Raw genomic sequence first — 25,823 nt, forward strand, 5'->3', positions numbered from 1 at the left:
CCGCACCACCCAAGCTAGCGCCCTACCGGTCGGAGCGTGCGAATACCGCCACGGTCCGCCCCGGAACGACGAAGGTCCCCGATTCCGCTTCGTACGACGCCTTCCGGACGGTAGAGTCCGCGCCCGACGCCTGGACTGGGTGCAGGGCGTACGCCGTCCCGGCCAGGTCGTCCACGGTCTGCTTCCGCTCCTCGGGGGTGGCGTTGAAGACGACGACGAGGTCACCGAGTTCCATGGTGATCACGCCCGGGGTCTCGTCCTTCCCCGACAGCGGGAACGACAGCTTCGACTGGACCTGTCCGGCCGTGTCGAGGGAGAAGACGTCCTCCGTCGTACGGATCCGCAGCAGGTCCCGGTACGCGGCCGAGGCGCCCTCGATCTGCTCGCAGCCGACCTTCACCGAGGTCAACAGGGGCTTGGCGTAGGGCCACTTGGACCGGTTGTCGGCCGCGAGGGGCAGGCCGCGACCGAAGCCGTTGCCGTCCCGGCAGTCCCAGTGGATCGCGTTGAACCAGTCGCCGCTGTCGTAGGAGTTGCGGTCGAGGGACTTGGACCGCAGCAGGTCGGTGCCCGCCTGGGAGAGCGCGGGGCCCTGCGAGAGGACGGCCGTCGCCATGGCGAGGACCTGCATACGGGCCCGGTCGGCGGCGTTCGTCGCGGCCGGCAGTTTGAAGGCGAGCGCGTCGAACAGCGACTCGTTGTCGTGCGCGTCGACGTAGGCGAGCGCGTCGCCGGGGGCGTCCGCGTATCCGGCGGGGGCCCCGTTGTAGTCGACGTCGGAGCCCTTGACCTCCTTGCCGTCGGTGTCGGTGAACCGGTAGTTCGCGAGGTTGCCGCTCAGGCCGACCTTGATGAGGTCCTGGTAGTGCAGCAGCCGGGCCTTCTGCTCGGCCGGGGTGCCGTTGTCCTCGGAGGAGTTGGGCTCGGTGTGCAGACCCGACGCGAAGCCCTGGACACCCGGGTCCTCGTCGAAGGGGCCGCCGCCGCGCACGGCGTCACGGGCCCGGTCGGAGAACGTCGCGATGCCCGTCCCCGCCATGTTCTTCTGGGTGGCCTGGACGAAGCGCGCGTCGTCGGCCACCTCGCCGAAGTTCCAGCCCTCCCCGTAGAGGATGATCCGCTTCCCGTCGACGCCGTCCTTCTCGGGCGTCAGCGCGTCGAGGGCCTCGCGGACGGCGAGGATGTTGGCCTTCGGGTGGTGGCCCATCAGGTCGAAGCGGAACCCGTCGACCTTGTACTGCCTGGCCCAGGTGACCATGGAGTCGACGACCAGCTTGCCCATCATGGTGTTCTCGGGCGCGGTGTTGGCGCAGCAGGTGGACGTGGCGACCGAACCGTCGGCGAGGAGCCGGTGGTAGTAGCCGGGGACCACCTTGTCGAGGACGCTCTTGTCGGCCTGGCCGCTGGCCGGGGTGTGGTTGTAGACCACGTCCAGCACGACGCCGAGTCCGTCGTCGTTGAGGGCCTTCACCATCTTCCGGAACTCGACCGTGCGCCGCGTCCCGTCCGGGTCGGTGGCGTACGAGCCCTCCGGGACGGTGTAGTGGTACGGGTCGTAGCCCCAGTTGAACGCGTCCTTCGCCGCGACCTTCGCCACGCACTCCTGCTGCTGCTCGGAGTCGGCGGCGTAGGAGCCGAGGTCGCAGTCGACGGTCGCCTGGTCGGCCTTCTTCTCGGGGATGGTGGCGATGTCGGCGACGGGAAGGAGATGGACGTACGAGGTTCCGGCCTTCGCCAGTTCCCGCAGGTGCTTCGAGCCGTCGCTGCCCTTGTCGGTGAAGGCGAGGTAGGTGCCCTTGTCCTTCGCCGGCACGGTGCCGTCACCGATCGAGAAGTCCCGGACGTGCAGTTCCTGGATCTGCGCGTCCTTCAGCGGTACGGCCTTGGGTTTGGTGTAGGACGACCAGCCCTTCGGCGCCAGCGCCTTGTCCGTCAGGTCGACGACGAGGCTGCGCTCGGAGTCGGCGGTCAGGGCGACGGAGTACGGGTCGGTGACCCTGTTGGTGACGACCTCGCGGACGCTGGGCGCCCACACCTTCACGACGTACCGGTAGGGCTTGTTCTTCCAGGCCTTCTCCCCGGTGACGGACCAGACGCCGGTGGCGTCGTCCCGCTTCATGGGGAGGGTCTTCCCGTCGAGTTCGAGCTTCACCGACTGGGCCGTGGGCGCCCAGACGGCGAGTGTCGGGCGGCCCTTGCTGAACGTGGGGCCCAGGTCGGCGGCCGATCCGTCGTACAGGTCGTCGAGGACACCGGCGATCTGCACGCCCGTCGCCGCGAGGACGGCGCCGTTCGCCGCGCGCTGAGAGGCGACGAGCTGGCCGCGCAGGGCCTCACGGACCCGGTCGCGGTCGCGGGGGTCGACGGTCCACGCGGTGGACGACTTCAGGTGCGGGAACCTCGCCTTCTGGGCGTCGGTGAGGGTCGACTTGGTCAGCCGCAGCCACCGCTCGTCGGTGCTGGTCAGCGCACCGCCCTTCACCTTGATGGAGCCGGTGCGCGAGTACAGCAGCTGCGTGGAGGCGGCGGTGTCGTTCCCGTTCCAGGCCACGGTGTTCCGGTCGATCCAGACCGCCTTGGAGGTGGTGAGGTCGAGGGCGGCGGCGGAACCGGCCGGCTGCGGGAGCAGATACTTCTCCTGCCCGTTCAGCAGCCACACCTCGGGCCCATGGGTCTTGAGGTCGAGGGCCTGGTCGGCGGAGAGGTCCTTCTCGTCGCCCTTGTGGATGATGTAGCTGAGGCTGGTGGCCCCGTCGGTGAGGGGCACCTCGAAGACGGCGCCGTAGGCGTCGGTCCGCGCCGGCTCCAGGGGCTTTGCCCAGTCGGTGGGGTTCGCGGCGCCGGACCAGACGTGCAGGCCCCAGCCGTCGTAGTTCCCGTCGGCGCGGTGGTAGTGCAGGACGGCCTTGGACGGGTCCGGGGCCGGAAGGTCGGGCTTTTCCGTCAGCACGGCCTCCTTGCCCTGCTCGACCCAGATCTCACCCGTCTTCGTGACGTCGATCGAACGGTCGGTGGAGACGTCCTTGGTGCCGTCCTTGTCGATGACGAGGTAACTGACGTTCGAGGCACCGGGCTTGAGCTTGACGTAGGCGAAGGCGCCGTACGCGTCCCGCCCGATGAAGTCATGGCCGTCCGGCCAGGTCGTCCCCTCACCCTCGGCGATGTCGCCCCAGGCGTAGAGCCGCCAGTCGGTGTAGTCGCCGTCGGCGCGCTGGTAGTGGACGATCGCGTAGTCGCGGGAGGAGGCGGTGGGGACCTCGGGGGCGGGCGGGGTGCCCGTGGTGGAGATCGCGGTGGCGCTCGCCGTACGTCCGGTTCGGTCGATCACCACTGCTTTGTACCGCAGGGCGGTTCCGGCGGGTACGTCCTCGCCGAGGGTCTGGGTGACCTTGTACGGGGCGTGGTCGGCGGAGCCGAGGGTCTTCCACCTGCCGTTGCCGACCTGGGCGGCGAAGACGACCCGGTTGAGCTGTCCGCCGTCCACGTCGGCACCGATCTCGACGGTGCCGGTGGCGCCGGTGGCCGGGGCCTTGAGCGTGAGGGTGGGCTCGGTGGCGGGCTCGGCGAGGGAGCCGGCGGCCTTGAGGACGATCGAGGAACCGGCGGGAACGGTGACGGTGACCTGCTTGTCGGCGCCGCTGCGCACCTTGGCGTCGGTGCCGTAGAGGCCCTTGAAGGTCATACGGGCGGAGCCGGTGGCGAAGGTCGCGGTCCTGGCGTCGTCCGCGTTGTTGAAGGCGACGACGTACTCGGTGCCGGTGCGGGCGTCGGTCCGCGAGAAGGCGTAGACGCCCGTGCCGTCGTCCGCGTGACGCTCGGTCTGGACGCCGTCGGCGAGGGCCGGGTGCGCCTTGCGGAGGTCGGCGAGCGCGCGGATCTGCCGGTAGAGCGGCGCCTTCGTGTCGTACGCGTCCGTGGCGTGCGTACGGTCCGTGCCGAGCAGGTCGTCGTCCAGGTAGTCGGCGGTCTTCGAGGCGAACATCGTCTGGCGGGCGTCCTTGTCGCCGCCCGCGCCGGTGAAGCCCTGCTCGTCGCCGTAGTAGACGACCGGGTTGCCCCGGCTGAGGAACATCAGCTCGTTGGCGAGCCGGTCCTTGGCGAGCAGTTCGGCGTCGGTGGCCTTCGGGTCGTCCTGCTTGAGGAAGGTCCCGATGCGGCCCATGTCGTGGTTGCCGAGGAAGGTGACCTGCTCGTACGCGTTGGCGCGGCCGGTCGTGTACTTGTAGTCGTCCCCGAAGACCTGTGCCAGCTTCTTCGCGCTGCCGCCCTGGGAGGCGTACGACCGTGCCGCGTCCTGGAAGGGGAAGTCGAGCGTGGAGTCGAGGCGGCCCTGGGTGACGTACGGGGAGGTCACGGAGGTGTCGGCGGAGTAGACCTCGCCGAACATGAAGAAGTCGTCGCGGCCCTTCTTCGCGGCGTACGCGTCGAGGGCGGTGGCCCACTGGGTCCAGAACTCCATGTTGACGTGCTTCACGGTGTCGATCCGGAAGCCGTCGATCCGGAAGTCCCTGACCCACTTCTCATAGATCTTCTCCATGCCGGAGACGACCTCGGGACGCTCGGTCCACAGGTCGTCCAGCCCGACGAAGTCGCCGTAGGTGGCGGACTCGCCGGCCCAGGTGGAGTCGCCCCGGTTGTGGTACATCGTCGGGTCGTTGAGCCAGGAGGGGACCTTGGTCTTCTGCTTCGCGGCCGGGACGACGGGGGTCCTGGGGAATGAGTCCCGGTCGACGGACGGGAAGTTCTTCCGCCCGTCCGCGTAGTCGGTGTCGTCGAAGGGCTTCCCGTCCTTGGTCAGGTAGGGGAAGGCGCCCTTGGAGAGGTAGTCGTAGGACTTCTCCTCGTAGTCGACGACGTCGGCGGTGTGGTTGGTGATGACGTCGAAGAAGACCTTCATGCCCTTGGCGTGGGCCTTGGAGATGAGGGTCTCCAAGTCCTTGTTGGTGCCGAAGTGCGGGTCGACCTGGGTGAAGTCGGTGATCCAGTAGCCGTGGTAGCCGGCGGAGGCGTTGGCCCCCGTCCCCTGCACGGGCTGGTTCTTGAAGATCGGGGCCATCCAGATGGCGGTGGTGCCGAGGCCCTTGATGTAGTCGAGCTTCTTGGTCAGGCCCTTGAGATCGCCGCCCTGGTAGAAGCCCTTGTCTGCGGGGTCGTAGCCGGTAGTGAGGCGCGAACCGGTGAGTCCGCCCTTGTCGTTCGCCCTGTCCCCATTGGCGAAACGATCCGGCAGGACGAAGTAGAACTGCTCGCGGGTGAGGTCGTGACGAGCGGCGCTCTTCGCCAGCTTCGCGTCCGACGGCGGTGCGGGCGGGGTGGCGGCCCCGGCGGCGAGGGGCTGGACGAGTGCCGCGGTCAGCGCGGTCACGGTGACCGCGCCGACCACGGCGGTCCGTCCGGCGTGGGCGGTGCGGCGCCTCGACGGCGTCGGCCATCTCGGTATCACGGATGGACTCCTTGCGATGACGGCTCTGGATGGGTCCGACCCCGCGTGACCGTATCGCCGCCGAAAGCGTTTCAGCAAGAGGCTTGAAAGTAATGGCAAGGGCTTACAGGACCGTCAGCAGCTGGTCTTGCCCGCGTAGATCGCGAGGGCGATGTTGGAGCCGAGGGTCGCGGTGAGCTGGCCGGAGCCGTTCACGGTGACCGTCGTGTTGTTCTGCACGTTGCAGTAGGTGCCGGCCGCGAGGGAGGTCTGGTACGTGCGGCTGAGGCTGCTCGACTCGTGGTTGATGGCCACGAAACCCTTGCTGCCGCGGCCGAAGGCGATCGCGTCGCCCCCGTTGTCCCACCAGTTGGTGACGGCCTCGCCGCGGGTGGCGTTGCGGAAGGGGACCATGCGCATGATCTCCGGCCAGGCGTGCTGGCACTTCCAGCCGTTCTGCCAACAGGCGCCGACCGCACCGCCGTTGGGCGGGCCGGCGTCGTGGTCGGTGAACTCGTAGCCGGAGTTGATGTCGGGCGCGCCGTACGGGTAGGCCAGCATGAAGACGTTGGCGAGGGTGTAGTTCGCGTTGTCCTTGTAGCTGAGGGTGGAGCCGTTGCGCTCGGTGTCGTGGTTGTCGACGAAGACGCCGGCGACCGAGCTGTTCATGTAGCCCCAGCCCTCGCCGTAGTTCTTCAGGTAGGCGAGGTTCTCGTTGTTGAAGACCCGCTTGAGGTCGAAGGCGTAGCGGAACTCCTGCACGTCCCCATTGCCGGTGTACTCGCTCGGCTGGACGGCCTCGCCGGAGCCGTGGATGGCCTCCTGCTTCCAGTACGCGTTCGGGTTGCTCAGCCGCGACTTGATGTTGGCGAGGTCGGCGGCGGGGATGTGCTTGGCGGCGTCGATCCGGAAGCCGTCGACGCCGTACCCGAGCAGGCTGTTCATGTACCCGGCGATGGCCGAACGGACGTACTCCTCACCGGTGTCCAGGTCGGCGAGGCCGACGAGCTCGCAGTTCTGGACGTTGGCGCGGTTGGTGTAGTCGCTGATGGTGGCGGTGCAGTTGTCGAAGTCGAAGGAGGAGTACAGGCCGGGGTAGGCGTACTTCGTGTACGACGAGCCGCCGGTTCCCGTGCCGCTGCCCGCCGACATGTGGTTGACGACCGTGTCGACGACGACCTTGACGCCGGCCGCGTGACACGTGTCGATCATGTTCTTGAAGGCGGTGGCGTCCCCGAGCCGCCCGGCGATCTTGTAGCTGACGGGCTGGTACGAGGTCCACCACTGCGCGCCCTGTATGTGCTCGGCGGGCGGTGAGACCTGGACGTAGCCGTACCCGTTCGGGCCGAGTGTGTTGGTGCACTCCTTGGCGACGGAGGCGAAGTTCCACTCGAACAGGACGGCGGTCACGTCCTTGGTGCCGGGGGGTGAGGCGTACGCGGTCGTGGTGGGCACCGCGAGCGCGATCGACGCGCCGGCCGCGAGGGCGAGCGCGCCGGAGAGGGTTCTGCTGGCCATGTTGTGGGGTCCTTCTCCGTTGAAGGGGTCCGAAGGGGAGGTGCGTGGGCCGTGGACGGGCCCGCGCGGCAAGAGCGTTGCGGTTTCTTGCTGCAAGATGGCTGAAAACTTTCAGCCGGAAGGAAGGTACGAGTCCACTTGTCAAACGGTCAACCCTCCGGACACACCTTCTTCACGCGCGCGAAATCTCTTCACAGACAGGGGTGTTGGGCGCCACGGGCGCCTAGGCCCGGCTTCGGATGCCGCCCCCGTCGCGGAGTGCCGTGTACGCGGACCACGCGTCCAGCAGCGGAGGGGTCACCGAGCCTCGTCGGCCGGGGCCATGGGTGAGCGCGTAGCGTACGGCCGCCGGGGTAGCCCGGGGGAACGCCGAGCGCAGCAGGGCGACCGTGCCCGTGACGAAGGGCGCCGCGGCGCTCGTGCCGCTCAGGACGAGGGGGCGGCCGTCGGTGACCGGGCCCGGGACGCGGTCGCCGGGGGCGCCGACGCCGTTGCGGCCGACGGACCTCCCGAGGTTGGACTGGGGCATGGGGTGCCCGGCGCGGTCGTACGCGGTCACGGGGACGACCCACGGGTGGTCGGTGAGGACGGAGGAGCCCAACCTGCCCTGGTTACCGGCGGCGACCACCAGGATCACCCCCCGGGCGGCGGCGTGGTCGAGGGCCTCCTCCAGCGCGTGGTCTCGGATCCCGGAGGGCGCCGGCTGGGCCATGCTCAGGTTCACGACATGGGCGCCCGCGTCGACGATCTCCGTGAGCGCCCGGGCCAGTTCCCCGGTCCGTACGCCGGACAGGCAGGTCGCGGGGCCGCCGTCGGCGGGACGGTCCGTGAAGAGGGGCCGTGACAGCAGGGTGCAGCGGGGGGCGACGCCCCCATCGGCGACGAGGATCCCGGCCACGGCGGTGCCGTGCGCGCAGCAGACGTCGGTGCGGCGGCAGTTTCCCGTGTCGGTGGCCGGCCCCAGTTCCCGCACCGCGCGGGCCGCGAAGGCGGGGTGGTTCGGGGCGACGCGGCCGTCGATCACACCGATGACGATCTCGGGCCGGCCCGAGGTGCGGGCCATGAGTGGCGGAAGGCGCACCAGTTCCAACGGGTCCATGGCACGCCCCTCTCCGCAGCCGTCCGACGGGACGACCGGACTCACTCGCGCACGGGCTCGGGCGGACCGCAGGCGCCGAGGCACTCAGCAGCGCAACGGTCCAGACCGTCAACCGCCTCGTAGGGGGGCACGTCCCGGCGGGCGAGCGGGACGGAAGCCGCCGGGACACATCCGGGGAGGGTCATGTGGGCTCATACGGGCCGTAGCAGTTCTCCGCGATGCACTCCCGCACGCAGGCGGCGGGGTTCCAGGCGCGCCTGCACTGCATCCGGCACACCGGCCCTAGCTCCTCCTCACAGGTGATGAACTGGGGCACGACCCGGTCACCGGCCGGGGCGGGCGGTTCCGTCGTGGTGAATCCTGGCAGGCTCATGTCGGGTCACCTCTCCCACTTCTCCTCGCAGAGCTTCGCCAGGCACTTCCGCACACACGCGCCGGGATCGTGCGCACGGCGGCAGCGGTGGCGGCAGACCGGCCCCAGTTCCTCCTCGCAGGTGAACTGCTGGGGAACCATCAGGTCACCGGCGCGCGCTCCGGTTGCCGTCGGTCCGACGGCGAATCCGGGGATACGCATGTCCCTTCGCCTCTTTCCTCTCTCGTCGCTCTCGTGTCCATGTGTCGCTCACCGGGTGTAGTAGCGCTGGATGGGGGTCACCCGGAAGGGGAAGAGCCCCGCGAGACCCACGCGGACGAACCACTTCTCGGTGACGTTGGTCTGGCGGTGGGTGTACGAGAACACGACCGTGATGACGGTCTGCGCCCCCACGCTGAGCCGGGAGAAGTCGGCCTCCACCGCGGACAGGACGAAGCCTTCGGAGCGCATCTCACTGGTCTTGCGGTAGATCTCCTGCTCCCGCACCGTCAGGTAGTTGAGGGCCCGATGGGCCGGGTCGAGGCCCGCGTTGTTGTTGAGCTGGAGCACCCGGTCGAGGACTTCCCTGGCGGTCTTCTCGAACCCCTTGCGGGAGGTGTCCGCGGGGCGGTCGATCGCCTCGATCAGCTCCCTGCTGTCGAAGGCCCAGATCTTCTCGACATGGACGACCGGCACGGAGAGTCCCTGACACGCGCCCGGCGGCACGAGGGGGCCGAGGGTCCCGACGACGACGGCGAGGTCACGGTAGTCCCGGACCGGGCGCAGGGCCTCCACGAGGTCGTCCAGGTCGGTGGGGTCCACGGGTTCCAGGATGTAGGTGTCGACGCCCTGCACGGACAGGACGTAGCACATCTGCCGGGCCAGGTAGCGGTTCTCGGGGGCGGACAGGACGCGGTGGACGGCGTCGGCGTCACTGGCGTCACGGGCTCCTCCGGCGCCGGCCGCCTGCAAGAACTCGTGCTGGACGGAGAGATCGGGAAAGACGGCGCGCACCTGGCCGAGGACGTACACATAACCGGGGGTCGTGTCGGCGCCGTGCCCCGCTCCTCCGCCGCCGTGGGAGCCGGACTCGGCGCACCCGCAACAGGCCTGCGTGACACCGGACTCGACGGGCAGCGGGTGGGCGTCGTCCGGATCGAACGACGCGGGGGGCGCGGCGGGCACGGTCCCGGTCCGGGTCTCCGGCGAGGGGCTCGCGTCTGTGGCGCCGTCTGTGATCTCGGGGTCCATGGGTCGGTCACTCCTCACGCGGGCTCTGGAGGAATCCCGGTCCGGTGCGGACACGCACCGGACCGCCTGGTCGTGCTCGCGCCGTGCACGGTGCTCAGCGTTCGCGCCCGCCACCGATCGTCATCCACTGGTTCAACGCCTCGGCCCGGCGTCCGCAGCCGCCGCAGGGCCGGATCCCCATCGCGGTGGTCATCCGGGCGACGGCGTCGCCCAGTCCGATCTCCGCGTCGTCGTGGGCGAAGCCGGGGATACGGACGCGGTGGCGGGACTTGCCGTGACGGGGCTCCCGGTCGCTCGTTGCACCGTCAACCATGTAGCTCACATCCCGGTGTTGACCGATCTCACTCGGCGCCCCCGACGCGTCCCCACCCCTTTCCACTCTCCTCCCGCGGTCCCCGGGACGCACCTCGACCGACCCTCCACCCGGTGGACGCGGCAGGACCCGCCACCCCGGGCTGGGGTGGCGGGCCCTGAAGGTCGACCGCGGCGGCCTAGCCGCCGCCGCTCGCGGAAGGTCAGCCCGTCGTCCACCACACAGTCGTGTCCCCCGGCAGCTTCGCCTCGTCGTCGGTCACGGTCAGTTCGCCGCTGGCGATCAGGACACGGCCGTACGCGGGGATCCGGACGGCCTCGCTCGTGGTGTTGGCGACGCACACGAAGTCGCCCCGGCGGAAGGCCAGGACACCGGCGGGGGCCTTGAGCCACTCCACCGAGTCGCCCGCGCCGAGGTCGCGCTGGTCGCGGCGGACGGACAGGGCCGTGCGGTACAGCTCCAGGGTCGAGTCCGCGACGCCCGTCTGGGCCTCCACGCTCAGGTCGGCCCACTCGGCGGGCTGCGGCAGCCAGGAGCCACCCGCGCCGAAGCCGTACGACGAACCGGCGCGGGTCCACGGGATCGGCACCCGGCAGCCGTCACGGAAGCCGTCCTGGCCGGCGCCCCGGAAGTACGCGGGGTCCTGGCGGACCTCGTCCGGGAGGTCGACGACGTCGGGGAGGCCGAGCTCCTCGCCCTGGTAGACGTAGGCCGAGCCGGGCAGCGCCAGCATCAGCAGGGAGGCGGCGCGGGCGCGGCGCAGGCCCAGTGCGCGGTCGCCCGCGAGGCGGATCTGCGTGCCGAGGCCAGGTTCGTTGGCGAAGCGCGTCGCGTGCCGGGTCACGTCGTGGTTCGACAGCACCCAGGTCGCGGGGGCGTTCACCGGGCGCATCGCGTCGAGCGTGCGGTCGATGACGTCCTTCAGCTCGGCCGCGTCCCAACTCGTGCTCAGGTACTGGAAGTTGAACGCCTGGTGCAGCTCGTCGGGGCGGACGTAGTTCGCGGTGCGTTCGACCGTCGGCGTCCACGCCTCGGCCACGAAGATGCGCTCCCCCGCGTACTCGTCGAGCACCAGGCGCCATTCGCGGTAGATCGCGTGGACGCCGTCCTGGTCGAAGAAGGGCATGACATCGTTGCCCAGCAGTTTCAGCTGGTCGTGGGCGCCGAGATCGGGCAGGCCGTCCGCCTTGACCAGGCCGTGGGCGACGTCGATACGGAAGCCGTCGACGCCGATGTCCAGCCAGAAGCGCAGGATGGAGCGGAACTCGTCGCCGACCGCCGGGTGCTCCCAGTTGAAGTCGGGCTGCTCCGGGGCGAAGAGGTGGAGGTACCACTCGCCCGGGGTGCCGTCGGGTTCCGTGACCCGCGTCCATGCCGGGCCGCCGAAGATGGACTCCCAGTCGTTGGGCGGGAGCTCGCCGTGCGCGCCCTTGCCGGTGCGGAAGTGGTAGCGGTCCCGCAGCGGCGAGCCGGGGCCCTCCGCCACCGCCCGCTTGAACCACTCGTGCTGGTCGGAGGAGTGGTTCGGGACCAGGTCGACGATGATGCGCAGGCCCAGCTCGTGGGCGTCCCGGATCAGGGCGTCGGCGTCCAGGAGCGACCCGAACATCGGGTCCACCGCGCGGTAGTCGGCGACGTCGTACCCGGCGTCGGCCTGCGGGGAGGCGTAGAAGGGGCTGAGCCACACGGCGTCGATGCCGAGGTCGCGCAGGTACGGAAGTCGGGAACGTACACCCTCCAGGTCGCCCATGCCGTCACCGTTGCTGTCGGCGAAGCTGCGCGGATAGACCTGATAGATCACCGCGTCGCGCCACCAGTCGCTGCGCGGGGTGGTGGCGAGGGCAGAGGTCGTGGCCGGGTCGGCTGCGGAGTGCTGCTGGCTCATGGCGTCCTTGGTGCGTAACGGGGTCATCGGTTCGGAAGTATCAGAAGCGGGTGCGGAGGGCAGGGACAGAGGCGGCCACGGTGCCGGCGGGGTCGGATGGACACCGTGACCGCCACCCGCGCCCCAAAGGGGCGCGGGGAACTGCGCGACCAGCCACGACGAAGCCGCAGACAACCGACGGCCCTCGCGGCTCAGCCCCGGCGGTCAGCCCTTCGTGCCGCCCGCCGTCAGCCCGGTCACCAGGTTCTTCTGCACGAGGTAGAAGAACGCGGAGACGGGGATCGCGACCAGCACGGCGGTGGCCGCCATCAGGTTGCGCTGGGCGTCGTGTTCGCTGACGAAGCTCTGCAGACCGACGGCGAAGGTGTACTTCGTGTCGGACAGCATGAACGTCGAGGCGAAGGCGACCTCCCCGAACGCGGTGATGAAGCTGTAGAACGCGGCGACCGCGAGCCCCGGCTTGGCGAGCGGCAGGATCAGCCGGGCGAACGTGCCGAAGGGGCTCAGCCCGTCGACGCGTCCCGCCTCGTCGATCTCGAAGGGGATCGTGTCGAAGTAGCCCTTGAGCAGCCAGGCGCAGTACGGCACGGCCGTCGAGCAGTAGACGAGGATGAGGCCGAGATAGCTGTCGACGAGTTTGAGTTCCGACAGGATCTCGTACATCGGCACCATCAGGACGGCCACCGGGAACATCTGCGTGACCAGGAGCACCCACATGAACTTCCGGTAGCCCGGGAAGCGCATGCGGGAGACGGCGTAACCGGTGGTCGCCGCGATCAGCACCCCGATGACGGTGGTGCCGAGGGAGACGACAAGGGTGCTGACCAGCCAGTCGAAGAACGGTGTCTCCTGGAGCACGTGCGAGTAGTTGGCAAAGGTCATTTTGCCGAAGATGCGCCCGGGATGCAGGTAATCGTCCTTGTCCGGCCCGAGGGACAGGAAGACCAGCCAGGCGATGGGGAAGAGCGCGGCCAGGCTCGCCACGACGAGGATCGCGTGCGAGGCGAGGGAGCCGGCGAGGCTGTTCTCGCCGCGCCTGCGGGTCCTGCGCGGGGCGGCGCTGGTCGGCGTCGCGTCCGCCGGAGCCTTGGTCTCAACGGTGGTCGTGCTCATGGTGGCTCCTGCCTCAGATCGCGAGCTGCTGCTCATCGCGGTTCAGCCAGCGGCGGTAGACGGAGGTGAAGACGATCAGGATGGCCAGCAGCAGGATGCCGTAGGCCGCCGACTGCGCGAAGTCACGCGGCTGCTGTCCGAAGCCGAGGTAGTAGGCCCAGGTCACGAGGATCTGCGCCTCGGGCGCGGTGTCGCCGAACAGCAGGAAGATGACGGCGAACTGGTTGAACGTCCAGATGACGCCGAGGAGTACGACGGTGGAGCTGACCGAGCGCAGGCCCGGCAGGGTGACGTAGCGGAAGCGCTGCCAGGCGCTCGCGCCGTCCATCTCCGCCGCCTCGTACAGCGAGGAGTCGATGGACTGCAGACCGCCGAGCAGCGAGACCATCATGAACGGCACACCGCACCAGGTGTTGACCATGATCGCGGCGAACCGCTGCCAGAAGGTGTCCTCCAGCCACAGCGGGGCCGGCAGGTGCAGTGCTTCGAGGCCGGCGTTGATCACACCGCCGTCGGCGAGCATGAACCGCCAGCCGAACACGGTGACGAAGGTCGGCACGGCCCACGGCAGGACCAGGATCAGCCGGTAGAAGGTGCGGCCGCGCAGCTTCTGGTTGAGCAGCAGCGCGAGGCCGAGCCCGATGACGTAGTGCAGGGCGACGCAGAGCGCCGTCCAGACGATCGTCCAGATGAAGTGCGACCAGAAGCGGTCGTACGACGTCGGGCCCCACAGGATGTCGGCGTAGTTGTCGAGGCCGATGAACTCGTAGGTGGCCTCGATGCGGTTGGCGCCGATGGTGCGCGCCGAGTTGAGGCTGTTGGCGTTGGTGAGGGTGAGGTAGAAGCCGCGCGCCAGCGGATACAGCACCAGGACGCCGAGCACGACGACCACCGGGGCGATCATCGCGTACGCGTACCAGAACCGCTGGTACGACTGCTTCAGACGCGACAGCGGGCCCGGGCGCCCGCCCGGTTCACCTCGGCGCTTGCCGGTCGCTCGGTCGATGGCGACTGTCATCGTTCGACACCTTCTGGAAGATCACGGGAAGATCGGGGGCCGGGCCTGCCGGAGGGCCGGGCCGCTCGGCGGCCCGGCCCCCGGGGATCACTTGCTGTAGTCCGGGACCAGCTTGGCGATCGCGGTCTCCGCGTTGCCGAGGCCCTTGTCCAGGGACTCCTTGCCGCCGGCGATCGCGAGCAGCTCGGTGTCGAGCGGGCCCCACAGGGAGCTGTACTCGGGCAGCTCGGGGCGCGGCTGGGCGGCGGCGAGGACGGTCTGGTAGCCGGCGATGCCCGGGTCGGCCTTCACCTCGGCGGTGTAGGCGTCGTCGCGCGTGGGCAGCGTGGAGTTCTTCAGGGCGATGGTCTCCTGGGACTTCGCCGAGGTCATGAAGTTGATGAACTTCAGCGACGCCTCCTGGTGCGCCTTGTCCGAGCCGGCGTACACGGAGAGGTTGTGGCCGCCGGTCGGGGCGCCCGCCTTGCCGGCTCCGCCGGCCGGGACGGTGGCGATGCCCAGGTTGGCCTTGTCCTTGAACGCGGAGCCCTTGTAGAAGTTGGTGATCTCCCACGGGCCCTGGACGATCGAGGCGACCTTGCCGTTGACGAAGGCGTCCTGGATGTGGGCGTAGGCGTCGGCGGTGGTGTCCGCCTTGTGCAGGCCCTTGCCGTCGAAGAGGTCCAGCCAGGTGCCGTAGGCCTTCTTCGCCTCGGCGGAGTTCACGGTGATCTTCTTCTGCGCGACGTCGACGGTGTCGGTGCCCTCGCCGTAGAGGAAGGACTGGGCGTAGTAGGCCTGGGTGGAGCCCCAGTAGCCGTCGACGCCGGTCTTGTCCTTGATGGTGGCGGCGGCCTTCTTCAGGTCGTCCCAGCTCTTGGGGGCCTCGGCGATGCCGGCCTTCTCGAAGAGTTCCTTGTTGTAGACCAGCGCGAGGGTGTCGGTGACGAACGGGACGCCGTAGGTCTTGCCGTCGTACTGGGCCTGCTTGATCAGGCTGGGCTGGAACTTGTCCTGGTCCTTGAGGGCCTCGGTGCCGTCGAGCGGCAGGAAGAAGCCCTTCTTGGCGAAGGCGGGCGTCCAGCCGACCTCGGAGCGCAGGATGTCCGGCGCGCCCGTGGCTCCGGCGGCGGTGTCGAACTTGTTCTGCGCCTGGTCGAAGGGCACGTTGACGTACTTGACCTTGATGTCCTTGTTCGCGGCCTCGAACTCCTTGACCAAGGCCTTGTACGTCGGTGCCTCATTGGTGGCGTTGGAGGTGTCCCACCAGGTGATGGTGACCGGACCGTCGGCCGAGTCGCCGCTGTCGCTTCCGCCGCAGGCCGTCGCCGTGAGAGCGATCGACGCCACCAGCGCGGTGGCCGCTATGCCACGCCGCATGAGATCTCCTTGAGGGTGAAAGCCCGTGTGCTGGGCGGAGGGCCCCGTCCGCCGCTCCTGCCGAGTTCCGGCCGCGCCATCGCCGCCGCCGGGCGTGGCCGAACGTAACAGCGTTGTAAGCGCGACGAAAGACCTTGCTGCAAAAAATTGCAACAACGGGCGATGGTTACCGGCCCGTGACCTGCGCTCGACATGGCCGAAACCTGCCATCAGGGCCGCTCAGCGGGGGTTCCCGGGGCCGTGCAAGACTCTGCAAGCTCTTGCCACCACGGGCGGGGGCGGCCATCATCACCCTGTCAGCGCCTTGCGAAGGTCACCTCCTTCCGCACGCGGGCGCCCCCACGGACACCGACCAGAATCACGAGGGACCGCGATGACGCAGCAGCCCGCAGTGGGCCGCACCCCCGCCCGCACCCGACGCCGGGCCGGTGGGCAAGCGCAGGTCCGGCCGGTACAGTCCAGTGCTGTGACCACACGGCTTGCCGACATCGCAGCCCAGGCGGGGGTCAGCGAGGCGACTGTCAGCCGCGTCCTGAACGGGAAGCCGGGCGTCGCCGCGACCACTCGCCAGTCCGTCCTGGCCGCTCTCGACGTGCTGGGCTACGAGCGGCCGGTCCGGCTGCGGCAGCGCAGCGCGGGCCTGGTGGGCCTCATAACCCCGGAGCTGGAGAACCCCATATTCCCGGCCCTGGCGCAGGTCATCGGGCAGGCGCTGACCCGGCAGGGGTACACGCCGGTGCTCGCCACCCAGACCCCCGGCGGGTCCACGGAGGACGAGCTGACGGAGATGCTGGTCGACCGGGGGGTCGCCGGCATCATCTTCGTCTCCGGTCTGCACGCCGACACCTCGGCCGACATGCAGCGCTACGAGCAACTGCGCGCCCAGGGCGTGCCGTTCGTCCTCGTCGACGGTTTCTCGCCCAAGGTGCAGGCCCCCTTCATCTCGCCGGACGACCGGGCGGCGATGTCCCTGGCGGTGACGCATCTGGTGTCGCTGGGGCACACCCGGATAGGTCTGGCGCTCGGCCCCAAGCGCTTCGTTCCGGTGCAGCGCAAGATCGAGGGCTTCGTCCGCACGATGCAGGACCAGTTGGGGCTGGCGGCCGCGACCGTGGAGTCCGAGCTCGTCCAGCACTCCCTCTACACGCTGGAGGGCGGCCAGGCGGCGGCCATGGCGCTCATCGACCGGGAGTGCACGGCGGTGGTGTGCGCGAGCGACATGATGGCGCTCGGCGCGATCCGGGCGGCCCGGCAGCGGGGGCTGGAGGTCCCGGACGACGTCTCGGTCGTCGGCTTCGACGACTCCCCGCTGATCGCCTTCACCGACCCGCCGCTGACGACCGTCCGCAAGCCGGTCCCGGCGATGGGGCAGGCGGCGGTGCGTACCCTGCTGGAGGAGATCGGCGGGACTCCGGCGCCGCACAGTGAGTTCGTGTTCATGCCGGAACTGGTGGTGCGGGGGTCGACCGCCTCGGCGCCTGGGGACCGTTCTCGTACCTGAGACGGAGAGATGGGGGGACGATGCGGTACGTACGGAGGAGAGGGCTCTCGGTACTACCCCGACGAACGTGCGTGACGAACCCGACCAGAGGATGATCGGTGGGGTACCGGATTTCTGGCAGACTCTGTGCCCATGGGTGAAACGACCGTGACGACACTGGAGGAAGGCCGGGAGCAGGCCGCTCCGCGGTCCGTCACGGACGCGCCGGAGCAGCAGAGGTTCCTGCACCGGCTGCGGGTTCCGCGCAGGCCGCGTATCTGGTTCGAGATCCTGCTGATCGCGGTGAGTTACTGGACGTACTCCCTGATCCGCAACGCGGTCCCCGAGCAGAAGACGCAGGCGCTGGAGAACGCCGACTGGATCTGGAGGATGGAGCACCACCTCGGGATCGCGGTCGAGGAGACGATCAACCACTCCGTGAACTCGGTGACATGGCTGATCGTCGGCATGAACTACTACTACGCGACCCTGCACTTCGTCGTCACGCTCGGTGTCCTCGTGTGGATCTACCGTAGTCATCCGGGGCGTTACGCGGCGACGCGTCTGGTCCTCTTCGCCACCACCGCCGTGGCCCTCGTCGGCTACTACTTCTACCCGCTGGCCCCGCCCCGCCTGATGACCGGCGAGAACTTCATCGACACGGTCGTCGTCCACCAGACGTGGGGCTCCATGGCCTCGGGCGACCTGAAGAACATGTCGAACCAGTACGCGGCGATGCCGTCCATGCACATCGGGTGGTCGCTGTGGTGCGGGCTCACGATCTTCGCGCTGGCGTCGGTGCCGTGGGTGCGGGTGCTGGGCCTGCTTTACCCGACGCTCACACTCGTCGTCATCGTGGCCACCGCCAACCACTTCTGGCTGGACGCGGTCGGCGGCATGATCTGCCTGGCCTTCGGCTACGCGGTGGCCCGCGTCTGGTACGGCGCCCTGCCGTACGCACTCCCGCGCCAGGTGACGGGCGACATCCGGGAACCGGAACTGGAACCGGTCAAGGTGTAGCCCCGGCCGGGGCGCCGGCTGGTTCCCTCAGGGCCCTGACGAAGGGTGCGCGGGGCGGGCCGTGCGTTGTCGGCCGCGGGCCCGGTGGGGCTACTCGCGCAGTTCCCCGCGCCCCTGAAAAGCAGGGGCTGCGCCCCGTGCTTTTCGCCCCTGAGTGGCCGCAGGCCCTCAAGGGGCGCGGGGAACTGCGCGACCAGCCACCATCCACCCGCACCCGACAACTCACGTGCCGTGGGTGTCGACGGCGGGTGCCGGTCGCCGGGACCGCGAGGCGTCGGCCGCTTGCCTCAGCGCTCTGACGAACGTCCGCAGGGCGGGCTGGGGCGGAGCCGTCCCGCGTACGGCCGCGTGGATGGAGCGGCGGGGTTCCGCGCCCGTGAAGCGGCGTACGACGACGTCGGGGTGGCTGCTGCCGAGGCCGAGGCGGGGGATGAGACCGACGCCGAGACCCGCGGCGACGAAGCCCTGCGCGGTCGCGTAGTCCTCGCTCTCCACCACGAACCGGGGGCGGAAGCCCGCCTCGGCGCACGCCTCCAGCTGGGCGTCCAGACAGGGCCCCGGCCATTCGCTGCCGACCCACGGCTCGTCGGCGAGGTCGGCCAGCGTGAGGTCGGGCCGCTCGGCGAGGGGGTGCGCGGCGGGCAGTACGGCGAGGTAGGTGTCGTCGAGCAGGTGCAGCAGCCGTACGCCGTCGGGGTCGGCGCCGCGCGGCCGGACGACGAGCGCGAGGTCGGCCCGCCCCTCCCTGACCGCCGGAAGCGGATCGTCGGGGTCGATGAGCTTCAGCTCGACGCGCACACCGGGGTGCTCGGCGCGGAGCCGGGCGACGGCGGGGGCCACCAGGGAGGCGCCGGCCGTGGCGAAGTACCGCACGGCCAGCCGCCCCGTGCGCCCGGCCCGCAGATCGGCCAGCGCGGCCTCCGCCTCGGCGACCTGCCGTCCGATCGCACCGGCGTACTCGGTGAGCAGCAGCCCGGCCTCCGTGGGCCGCACCCCGCGTCCGACCCGCTCCAGCAGCGCGATCCCGGCCTCCTTCTCCAGCGCCGCGACCTGCTGGCTGATCGCGGACGGGGTGTAGCCGAGGGCGGTCGCGGCGGCCGTCACCGAGCCGCTGGTCACCACGGTCCTGAGCACCTGCATCCGCCGCACATCCATCATGCAGCCCAGCTTAAAGGTCCATGCAGGATTCTGTGCTTGTCCTTACGCATCCGGTGCCCGAGCGTGGTGCGCATGCCTCTCGCGTCCACGCTCCGCATGGCCCTCCTCGCCCTCCTGTGGGGCTCGGGCTTCCTCTGGATCAAACTCGCCCTCAACCACGGCCTGTCCCCGCTCCAGATCACGGTCGCGCGCTGCGCGCTGGGCGCGGCGGTCCTGCTGGCCCTCGCCCTGGCCGCCCGCCAGCGCCTGCCGCGCGACGGGCGGACCTGGGCCCATCTCCTGGTCGCCGCCTTCTTCTGCAACGCCCTGCCGTTCGCGCTCTTCGGCATCGGCGAGCAGACCGTCGACTCGGGCACGGCGGGCGTCCTCAACGCGACGACCCCGCTGTGGGCCCTGCTCCTCGGCCTCGTCCTCGGCACGGACCGCCCCCTCTCCCCCGCCCGCCTCACCGGACTCCTCCTCGGCTTCGCCGGGGTCCTGCTGATCTTCGCGCCCTGGCAACGGGCGGGGCTGATGACCGGGGGCGCGCTCGCGCTGCTCGGGGCGGCCGTCAGCTACGCGGTGGCCTTCGCGTACATGGGCCGCCACCTGACGGGCCGCGACGCCCCGCTCGCCGTCTCCGCCGCGCAGCTGCTGACGGCGACGGGGTGGGCGGCGGCCGGGTGGGCGACGACGGGGTGGGCCGCGGACACCGGGCCCGCCGGGAGCGCCGGCCCGGCCGGGGTCGACGCGACGGCCGTGCTCGCGGTGGTCGTCCTCGGGATCTTCGGGACCGGGATCACCTTCTACCTCAACTACCGCCTGATCGCGGACGAGGGAGCGACGAGCGCGGCGACGGTCGGCTATCTGCTGCCGGTGGTGTCGGTCGCCCTGGGGGCGCTGTTCCTGGACGAGCGGGTGGGGCCCCGGGTGCTCGCGGGCATGGTGGTGGTCCTGGCGGGGGTGGCACTGACCAGGCCGCGACGGGCCCCGGGCCGTACGGGGGTGCGTGGTCGGGTGCGGGTGGGTGGGGCCTGGTCGCGCAGTTCCCCGCGCCCCTGAAAAACCGGGGCTGCGTCCCTGCTTTTTCGGCCCGGAGGGGCCGTAGGCCCTTGAGGGGCGCGGGGAACTGCGCGAGAACCCCCACCCACCCGCACCCGACCACGCACCCCGCCCGGCCCGCCGCGCGTCACCCGGCGTCCGGCGGGTCGAGCGACCGGACCAGCACGGCCACACCCGCGGGCATCCCGACGACATAGCCGACCACGAGTCCGATGCCCTGGTCGGCCGTCGGGGGGAGGGCCCAGTTCGTCGCCGCGGCCACCGACAGGGCCACCGTCGCCAGCGTCAGGAACGCGGCGGCGACCGCACGTCCACGGGGTGGACGCCCCGCCCGGTACCGCTCGACCGCGGGCCCGAACGAGGCCATACCGACCAGCGTCGCGACGAGAGCGGGTTCGGGCAGCCAGCCGAAGAGCGACCCCACCAGCGCGGCGATCCCGGCGACGGCGAGACCGACGAGCTCCAGCCACACCGTCGTGACCACGGGCTCCGAGACCAGCACGGTCCCCCACGAGGAGCGCCGTACGGCACCGCCTCTGTCGCCCTCCGCGCCCTCTTCTTCACCCACATGCGCAGACTAACCGTGGTCGGGGCGGGTGCGGCCGGTCCGGACGAGGGCACCGATCCACCGCCCCGCCCCGCCCCTCCTGCGCCGCGGCACCTCGAACCCGTCGGCCTCCCCGGAGGCGCCGACGCCCGGGGCCCGCCCCCGGCCGACCGGCGCTTCTCGCAGGCACTGCGGCTAGGCTCGTGCCCGTACGACCTTGATCGGCGGAGTCGGGCGATCGGGTGGGCGGACGAGTGGACGAGCGGGCTTGATCCGACGGGAGGCCTGGGATGACGGCGCCGGGGCGCAGGAGCAGCACGTTCTCGCGACTGCTGCGGCACGGTTTCACCGACGCCGGCGCCGCCGAGCGGCTGCTGGAGAGCGAGGAACTGTCGGCCGTACGGAACGACCCGGTCCTGCTGGACGCGCTCGGGGCGACCGCCGACCCCAACCTCGCGCTGCTGGGCCTCGTACGGCTGCTGGAGGCGCAACCGGACCGTACGGCCCGGCGGGCGGTGCTGGACACGTTGATAGCGGCCAAGCCGCTGCGGGACCGGCTGCTGGGGGTGCTCGGCGCGTCCGCCGCGCTCGGTGACCATCTGGCCCGGCACGCGCAGGACTGGCAGGCGCTCGTGACGTACGAGCCGCGCGATCTGCACCCGGGCGTCGAGGAGTTCGAGCGGGGGCTCGCGGAGGCCACCGACCCCGTCTCCCTCCGGGTCGCCTACCGCCGCTGCCTGCTCTCCATCGCCGCCCGTGACGTCTGCGGCACGACGGACGTCGCCCAGGCCGCCGCCGAGCTCGCCGACCTCGCCACCGCCACGCTGCGCGCCGCCCTCGCGATCGCCCGCGCCGCCGCGCCGGAGGACGCGGCGCTGTGCCGGCTCGCGGTGATCGCGATGGGTAAGTGCGGCGGCCACGAACTCAACTACGTCTCCGACGTCGACGTCATCTTCGTCGGGGAGACGGCGGACGGGGCCGACGAGCAGAAGGCGATCCGGGCCGCCACCCGGCTCGCCTCGCACATGATGCGGATCTGCTCCGAGACGACCGTCGAGGGCAGCATCTGGCCGGTCGACGCCAATCTGCGGCCGGAGGGGCGCAACGGCCCGCTCGTGCGGACCCTCAGCAGCCATCTGGCGTACTACCAACGGTGGGCGAAGACCTGGGAGTTCCAGGCACTGCTGAAGGCCCGGCCGGTCGCCGGGGACCTGGAACTGGGCGAGGCGTACGTCGCCGCGCTCGAACCGCTCGTCTGGAAGGCGGCCGAGCGGGACAACTTCGTCACCGACGTGCAGAGCATGCGGCGCCGCGTGGTCGAGAACATCCCGGCGGCCGAGGTGGACCGGCAACTCAAGCTCGGGCCGGGCGGGTTGCGGGACGTCGAGTTCGCCGTGCAGATGCTGCAGCTCGTGCACGGACGCGCGGACACGTCCCTGCGCAGCGGGACCACCCTCGACGCGCTGGGCGCGCTGGCCGCCGGCGGGTACGTGGGCCGGACCGACGCGGCCCAGCTCGACGCGGCCTACCGCTTCCTGCGGTCCATGGAGCACCGCATCCAGCTCTACCGGCTGCGCCGCACCCACCTCGTCCCCGAGGGCGACGACGACCTGCGGCGCATCGGCCGCTCGCTCGGTCTGCGCACCGATCCGATCGCCGACCTGAACCGCGAGTGGCGGCGCCACGCGGCCGTCGTACGACGGCTGCACGAGAAGCTCTTCTACCGGCCGCTCCTCGACGCCGTCGCCCAACTGGCGCCCGGCGAGACCAGGTTGAGCGCCGACGCGGCCCGCGAACGGCTCGTCGCCCTCGGCTACGCCGACCCGGCCTCGGCGCTGCGCCACCTGGAGGCCCTGGCCTCCGGCGTCTCCCGCAAGGCGGCCATCCAACGCACGCTGCTGCCCGTGCTGTTGGGCTGGTTCGCCGACTCCGCCGACCCCGACGCGGGCCTGCTCAACTTCCGCAAGGTCTCCGACGCGCTCGGCCGGACCCCGTGGTACCTGCGGCTGTTGCGTGACGAGGGCGCGGCGGCGGAGAACCTGGCGCGCGTGCTCTCCGCGGGGCGCCTGGCCCCCGACCTGCTCATGCGCGCCCCCGAGGCGGTCTCCCTGCTCGGCGACGGGGACGGGGTCGCCGGTGGCGCCGGTGGTCTCGAACCCCGGGAACGCGCCCACCTGGAACAGGAGATCCTCGCCGCCGTGGGCCGGGCCGACGGCGCCCAGCAGGGTGTGACGGCCGCGCGCGGCGTCCGCCGCCGGGAACTGTTCCGTACGGCCGCCATGGACATCGTCGGCTCCTACGGCACCGAGTCCACCCCGGCCACCGCCGACCAGGGCGCCCTGGTGGACCTCGTCGGCGGCGCGGTCTCCGACCTCACGGCCGCGACGCTCGCGGGCACCCTGCGCGCCGTGGTCCGCGAGGGCTGGGGCGACACCCTCCCCACCCGCTTCGCGGTGATCGGCATGGGCCGCTTCGGCGGCCACGAACTGGGCTACGGCTCCGACGCCGACGTGCTGTTCGTCCACGAGCCGCAGGAGGGCGCCGACGAACAGGAGGCGGCCCGAGCCGCGAACGCGGTCGTCTCCGAGATGCGCCGCCTGCTCCAGCTCCCGAGCGCCGACCCGCCCCTCCTCATCGACGCGGACCTGCGCCCCGAGGGCAAGACCGGCCCGCTCGTACGGACGCTGAAGTCGTACGAGGCCTACTACCGCCGGTGGTCGCTGGTGTGGGAGTCGCAGGCGCTGCTGCGCGCCGAACCGGTCGCCGGGGACGCGGAGTTGGGCCGCCGCTTCATCGACCTCGTCGATCCGCTGCGGTACCCGGCGGACGGGCTCGGCGACGACGCCGTGCGCGAGATCCGGCGCATCAAGGCCCGTATGGAGTCGGAGCGGTTGCCGCGCGGCGCCGATCCGACCCTGCACACCAAGCTCGGCCGCGGCGGTCTCTCCGACGTCGAGTGGACCGTCCAGTTGCTCCAACTCCAGCACGGCCACCGTGAGTCGGGCCTGCGCACGACCCGCACCCGCGAGGCCCTGGCCGCCGCCCGCGAGGCCGGCCTGGTGGGCGCCGAGGACGCGGCCATACTGGACGAGGCCTGGGTGCTGGCCACCCGCGTCCGCAACGCCGTGATGCTCGTACGGGGCCGCGCGGGCGACACGTTCCCCTCCCACGGCCGCGAACTCGCCGCCGTGGGCCGGTATCTGGGGTACGGCCCCGGCCATGTGGGCGACATGCTCGACGACTACCGCCGGATCACCCGACGGGCTCGGGCGGTGGTGGACGAGCTCTTCTACGGGGGGTGAGCCCCGCCGGAGGAGCACGAGATCCGCGGCCGTGGGCGGGGCGGTGCGGGCGGGCTTCGGGTTCTCGGTGGCGCCCGGCGCGGTTTTCGGCTTCGGTAGGGGGAGCCGTACCTCCGGACGCGGTGGCGGTACGGCCGAGGCGAGAAGTCGAAGGCGACTTGGAGGACGAGGGATGCAGTACACGCTCGAAGTGATTCCGCTGCCCGTGAGCGACATCGACCGGGCCCGGGACTTCTACCGGGACAAGGTCGGTTTCCACGTCGACATCGACCAGGAGGTCATGCCGGGCATGCGGATCGTCCAGCTGACTCCGCCCGGCTCCGGCTGTTCGATCGCCCTCGGTGACGCCATCTGGGACATGGCCCAGGGCGAGACCAAGCCGACCCCCGGCTCCTACCAGGGCCTCCAGCTCTGCGTCACCGACATCAAGGCCGCCCACGCCGAACTCCGCGAACGCGGCCTCGACGTCTCCGAACCCGTCCAGTATGCCCCCGACGACGGCGCCACCTTCATGTACTTCAAGGACCCGGACGGCAACGGCTGGTCGGTCCAGGAGTACCGGCGCAGGGCCACGGAGCCGCTGCACCAGGTGCTGGCGGAGCTGGCGGAACGGCAGTAGTCCGGCCGCGGCCGCCGGGCGGGGAAATTCGCTCGCGGCCGCCGCCCGGCCGCTGGCAGGGTGCCGGGCATGGCTTCCCCGTACGAGATCCGTGCCGACTACGACGCCCGCACGATCGTGGTGTACCAGGCGTACGCACCCGCGATCGCCGACGCGGCGCTGCGGGCGGGCCGGTTCGTCGAGCCGTTCTCGTTCGGTCGGATGACGTGGATCAAGCCGTCGTTCCTGTGGCTGATGCACCGCAGCAACTGGGCCGGCAAGTCCGGCCAGGAGCGGGTGCTCGCGGTGCGGATCACCCGCGAGGGCTGGGAGGAGGCGCTGTCCCGGGCGGTGCTGACGACGGCGGACCCGGCGGCGGTGGCCCGGGCCGCCGTCCATGTCCAATGGGACCCGGAGCGCACGGCGCGCGGGGCCGCGCTGAACCACTACAGCATCCAGGTCGGCATCGGCCGCCATCTGATCCGGACCTTCACCGACGAGTGGGTCGTCGGCCTCACGGACCTCACCCCCAAGGTCCACAAGGCCGCGGCCCTGGTGCGGTCCGGGCAGACCGCCAAGGCCCAGCGCCTGTTCCCCGCCGAGCGCGTCTATCCGCTGCCCCCGGCGCTGGAGCGCCTGCGCACGCCGCGCTGAGCCCTCGCGCGGCGTGACGGCGGCCTTCGCGGTCGACGGCTTTCCTGGGTTCGGCCTTCGCTGTGTGCGTCACGGTGGGCGTCCGGTGGCCGTACTGTCGGATCCGTCACCGAGGAGGCTCCTGATGCGCAGCGTGACCTATTCGATGAGCGTCTCCCTGGACGGCTACATCGTCGGGCCGGACGGCAGTTTCGACTGGCCGGGGTTCGACGAGGAGATCTTCCGCTTCTGGATCGACGAGATCCGGGACGTCGGCGTCCACCTGATGGGACGGCGGCTGTACGAGACGATGCTGTACTGGGAGACCGCCGCCCAGGACCCCTCGCTCGGCGAGGCGGAACGGGAGTGGGTCGCGCTCTGGAACCCGCTGCCGAAGGTGGTGTTCTCCAGGACGCTGTCGGCGGTGGAGGGCCGGGCCCGCCTGGCCTCCGGCAATGTGGCGGAGGAGATCGAGCGGTTGCGCGCCGAGCCGGGAGAGGGCGAGATCGCGATCGGCGGCGCGACGCTCGCCGCCCAGGCGTCCGACGCGGGTCTGATCGACGAGTACCGGGCCATGGTCTACCCGGTGCTGGTCGGCGGCGGCACCCCCTTCTTCCCCCGCAACGAGCACCGGCTCGACCTCGAACTCGTCGAGACCCGCACCTTCGCCTCGAAGGTCGTCTACCTCCGCCACCGAGTGACCCGCTAGGGGGC

At 70.8% G+C, this 25,823-nt stretch carries 20 protein-coding genes; 7 read left to right on the top strand and 13 right to left on the bottom strand.

The window, feature by feature from the left end:
• Positions 1-22: 22 nt before the first annotated feature.
• The 11 genes from pulA to L3078_RS13055 all read right to left on the bottom strand — a co-directional run bounded on the left by pulA (position 23) and on the right by L3078_RS13055 (position 15,330).
• A complete protein-coding gene (gene pulA / locus L3078_RS13005; RefSeq protein WP_239753600.1) occupies positions 23-5,443 on the bottom strand; it encodes a pullulanase-type alpha-1,6-glucosidase in 5,421 nt (1,806 codons plus the stop codon).
• A gap of 114 nt (positions 5,444-5,557) precedes the next feature.
• Positions 5,558-6,940 carry an alpha-amylase gene (locus L3078_RS13010; RefSeq protein WP_239753601.1) on the bottom strand — a complete coding sequence of 461 codons (1,383 nt, stop codon included), beginning with the start codon at positions 6,938-6,940 and terminating at the stop codon, positions 5,558-5,560.
• 223 nt (positions 6,941-7,163) lie between these two features.
• The gene (locus tag L3078_RS13015) at positions 7,164-8,039 is read right to left on the bottom strand and encodes a S8 family peptidase (protein ID WP_239753602.1); all 876 of its coding nucleotides are present in this window, start codon (positions 8,037-8,039) and stop codon (positions 7,164-7,166) included.
• A gap of 181 nt (positions 8,040-8,220) precedes the next feature.
• Complete coding sequence (locus L3078_RS13020; RefSeq protein ID WP_239753603.1) at positions 8,221-8,412, bottom strand: hypothetical protein; 192 nt, start codon at positions 8,410-8,412, stop codon at positions 8,221-8,223.
• Positions 8,413-8,418: 6 nt separating this feature from the next.
• Complete coding sequence (locus L3078_RS13025) at positions 8,419-8,613, bottom strand: hypothetical protein (RefSeq protein WP_239753604.1); 195 nt, start codon at positions 8,611-8,613, stop codon at positions 8,419-8,421.
• A gap of 48 nt (positions 8,614-8,661) precedes the next feature.
• A complete protein-coding gene (locus L3078_RS13030; protein WP_239753605.1) occupies positions 8,662-9,642 on the bottom strand; it encodes a cyanobactin maturation protease PatG family protein in 981 nt (326 codons plus the stop codon).
• 94 nt (positions 9,643-9,736) lie between these two features.
• Positions 9,737-9,955, bottom strand: a complete 219-nt coding sequence (locus L3078_RS13035; protein ID WP_239753606.1) for a hypothetical protein — start codon at positions 9,953-9,955, stop codon at positions 9,737-9,739.
• 202 nt (positions 9,956-10,157) lie between these two features.
• Positions 10,158-11,840: a glycoside hydrolase family 13 protein gene (locus tag L3078_RS13040; protein ID WP_239753607.1), complete on the bottom strand. Its 1,683-nt coding sequence runs from the start codon at positions 11,838-11,840 to the stop codon at positions 10,158-10,160.
• Positions 11,841-12,044: 204 nt separating this feature from the next.
• Positions 12,045-12,953 (bottom strand): sugar ABC transporter permease, encoded by a 909-nt coding sequence (locus L3078_RS13045; protein ID WP_239753608.1) that lies wholly within the window; start codon positions 12,951-12,953, stop codon positions 12,045-12,047.
• Between the two features lie 13 nt (positions 12,954-12,966).
• On the bottom strand, positions 12,967-13,971 hold the full coding sequence (locus L3078_RS13050; protein WP_239753609.1) for a carbohydrate ABC transporter permease: 1,005 nt from the start codon (positions 13,969-13,971) through the stop codon (positions 12,967-12,969).
• Between the two features lie 87 nt (positions 13,972-14,058).
• Positions 14,059-15,330, bottom strand: a complete 1,272-nt coding sequence (locus tag L3078_RS13055) for an extracellular solute-binding protein (RefSeq protein ID WP_239753610.1) — start codon at positions 15,328-15,330, stop codon at positions 14,059-14,061.
• 466 nt (positions 15,331-15,796) lie between these two features.
• Between L3078_RS13055 and L3078_RS13060 the strand changes: the two genes are divergently transcribed.
• Positions 15,797-16,831, top strand: a complete 1,035-nt coding sequence (locus L3078_RS13060) for a LacI family DNA-binding transcriptional regulator (protein ID WP_275593138.1) — start codon at positions 15,797-15,799, stop codon at positions 16,829-16,831.
• 132 nt (positions 16,832-16,963) lie between these two features.
• Positions 16,964-17,830: a phosphatase PAP2 family protein gene (locus tag L3078_RS13065; RefSeq protein ID WP_239753612.1), complete on the top strand. Its 867-nt coding sequence runs from the start codon at positions 16,964-16,966 to the stop codon at positions 17,828-17,830.
• A gap of 222 nt (positions 17,831-18,052) precedes the next feature.
• On the opposite strand, the gene L3078_RS13070 is transcribed toward L3078_RS13065, so the two are convergent.
• On the bottom strand, positions 18,053-18,988 hold the full coding sequence (locus L3078_RS13070) for a LysR family transcriptional regulator (RefSeq protein ID WP_239753613.1): 936 nt from the start codon (positions 18,986-18,988) through the stop codon (positions 18,053-18,055).
• A gap of 72 nt (positions 18,989-19,060) precedes the next feature.
• Between L3078_RS13070 and L3078_RS13075 the strand changes: the two genes are divergently transcribed.
• Complete coding sequence (locus tag L3078_RS13075; protein ID WP_239753614.1) at positions 19,061-20,029, top strand: DMT family transporter; 969 nt, start codon at positions 19,061-19,063, stop codon at positions 20,027-20,029.
• A 127-nt stretch (positions 20,030-20,156) separates the two neighbouring features.
• On the opposite strand, the gene L3078_RS13080 is transcribed toward L3078_RS13075, so the two are convergent.
• The gene (locus L3078_RS13080) at positions 20,157-20,597 is read right to left on the bottom strand and encodes a hypothetical protein (RefSeq protein WP_239753615.1); all 441 of its coding nucleotides are present in this window, start codon (positions 20,595-20,597) and stop codon (positions 20,157-20,159) included.
• A gap of 269 nt (positions 20,598-20,866) precedes the next feature.
• Between L3078_RS13080 and L3078_RS13085 the strand changes: the two genes are divergently transcribed.
• From L3078_RS13085 to L3078_RS13100, 4 genes are all read left to right on the top strand, one after another.
• Positions 20,867-23,878: a bifunctional [glutamine synthetase] adenylyltransferase/[glutamine synthetase]-adenylyl-L-tyrosine phosphorylase gene (locus L3078_RS13085; protein WP_239753616.1), complete on the top strand. Its 3,012-nt coding sequence runs from the start codon at positions 20,867-20,869 to the stop codon at positions 23,876-23,878.
• Positions 23,879-24,050: 172 nt separating this feature from the next.
• Positions 24,051-24,497, top strand: coding sequence for a VOC family protein (locus L3078_RS13090; RefSeq protein WP_239753618.1), 447 nt, complete (start codon positions 24,051-24,053; stop codon positions 24,495-24,497).
• 69 nt (positions 24,498-24,566) lie between these two features.
• Positions 24,567-25,130 carry a DUF4291 domain-containing protein gene (locus L3078_RS13095; protein WP_239753619.1) on the top strand — a complete coding sequence of 188 codons (564 nt, stop codon included), beginning with the start codon at positions 24,567-24,569 and terminating at the stop codon, positions 25,128-25,130.
• A 124-nt stretch (positions 25,131-25,254) separates the two neighbouring features.
• The gene (locus L3078_RS13100) at positions 25,255-25,818 is read left to right on the top strand and encodes a dihydrofolate reductase family protein (protein ID WP_239753625.1); all 564 of its coding nucleotides are present in this window, start codon (positions 25,255-25,257) and stop codon (positions 25,816-25,818) included.
• Positions 25,819-25,823: the final 5 nt, after the last annotated feature.

This window comes from Streptomyces deccanensis, from assembly GCF_022385335.1.
Classification (GTDB): Bacteria; Actinomycetota; Actinomycetes; order Streptomycetales; family Streptomycetaceae; genus Streptomyces; species Streptomyces deccanensis.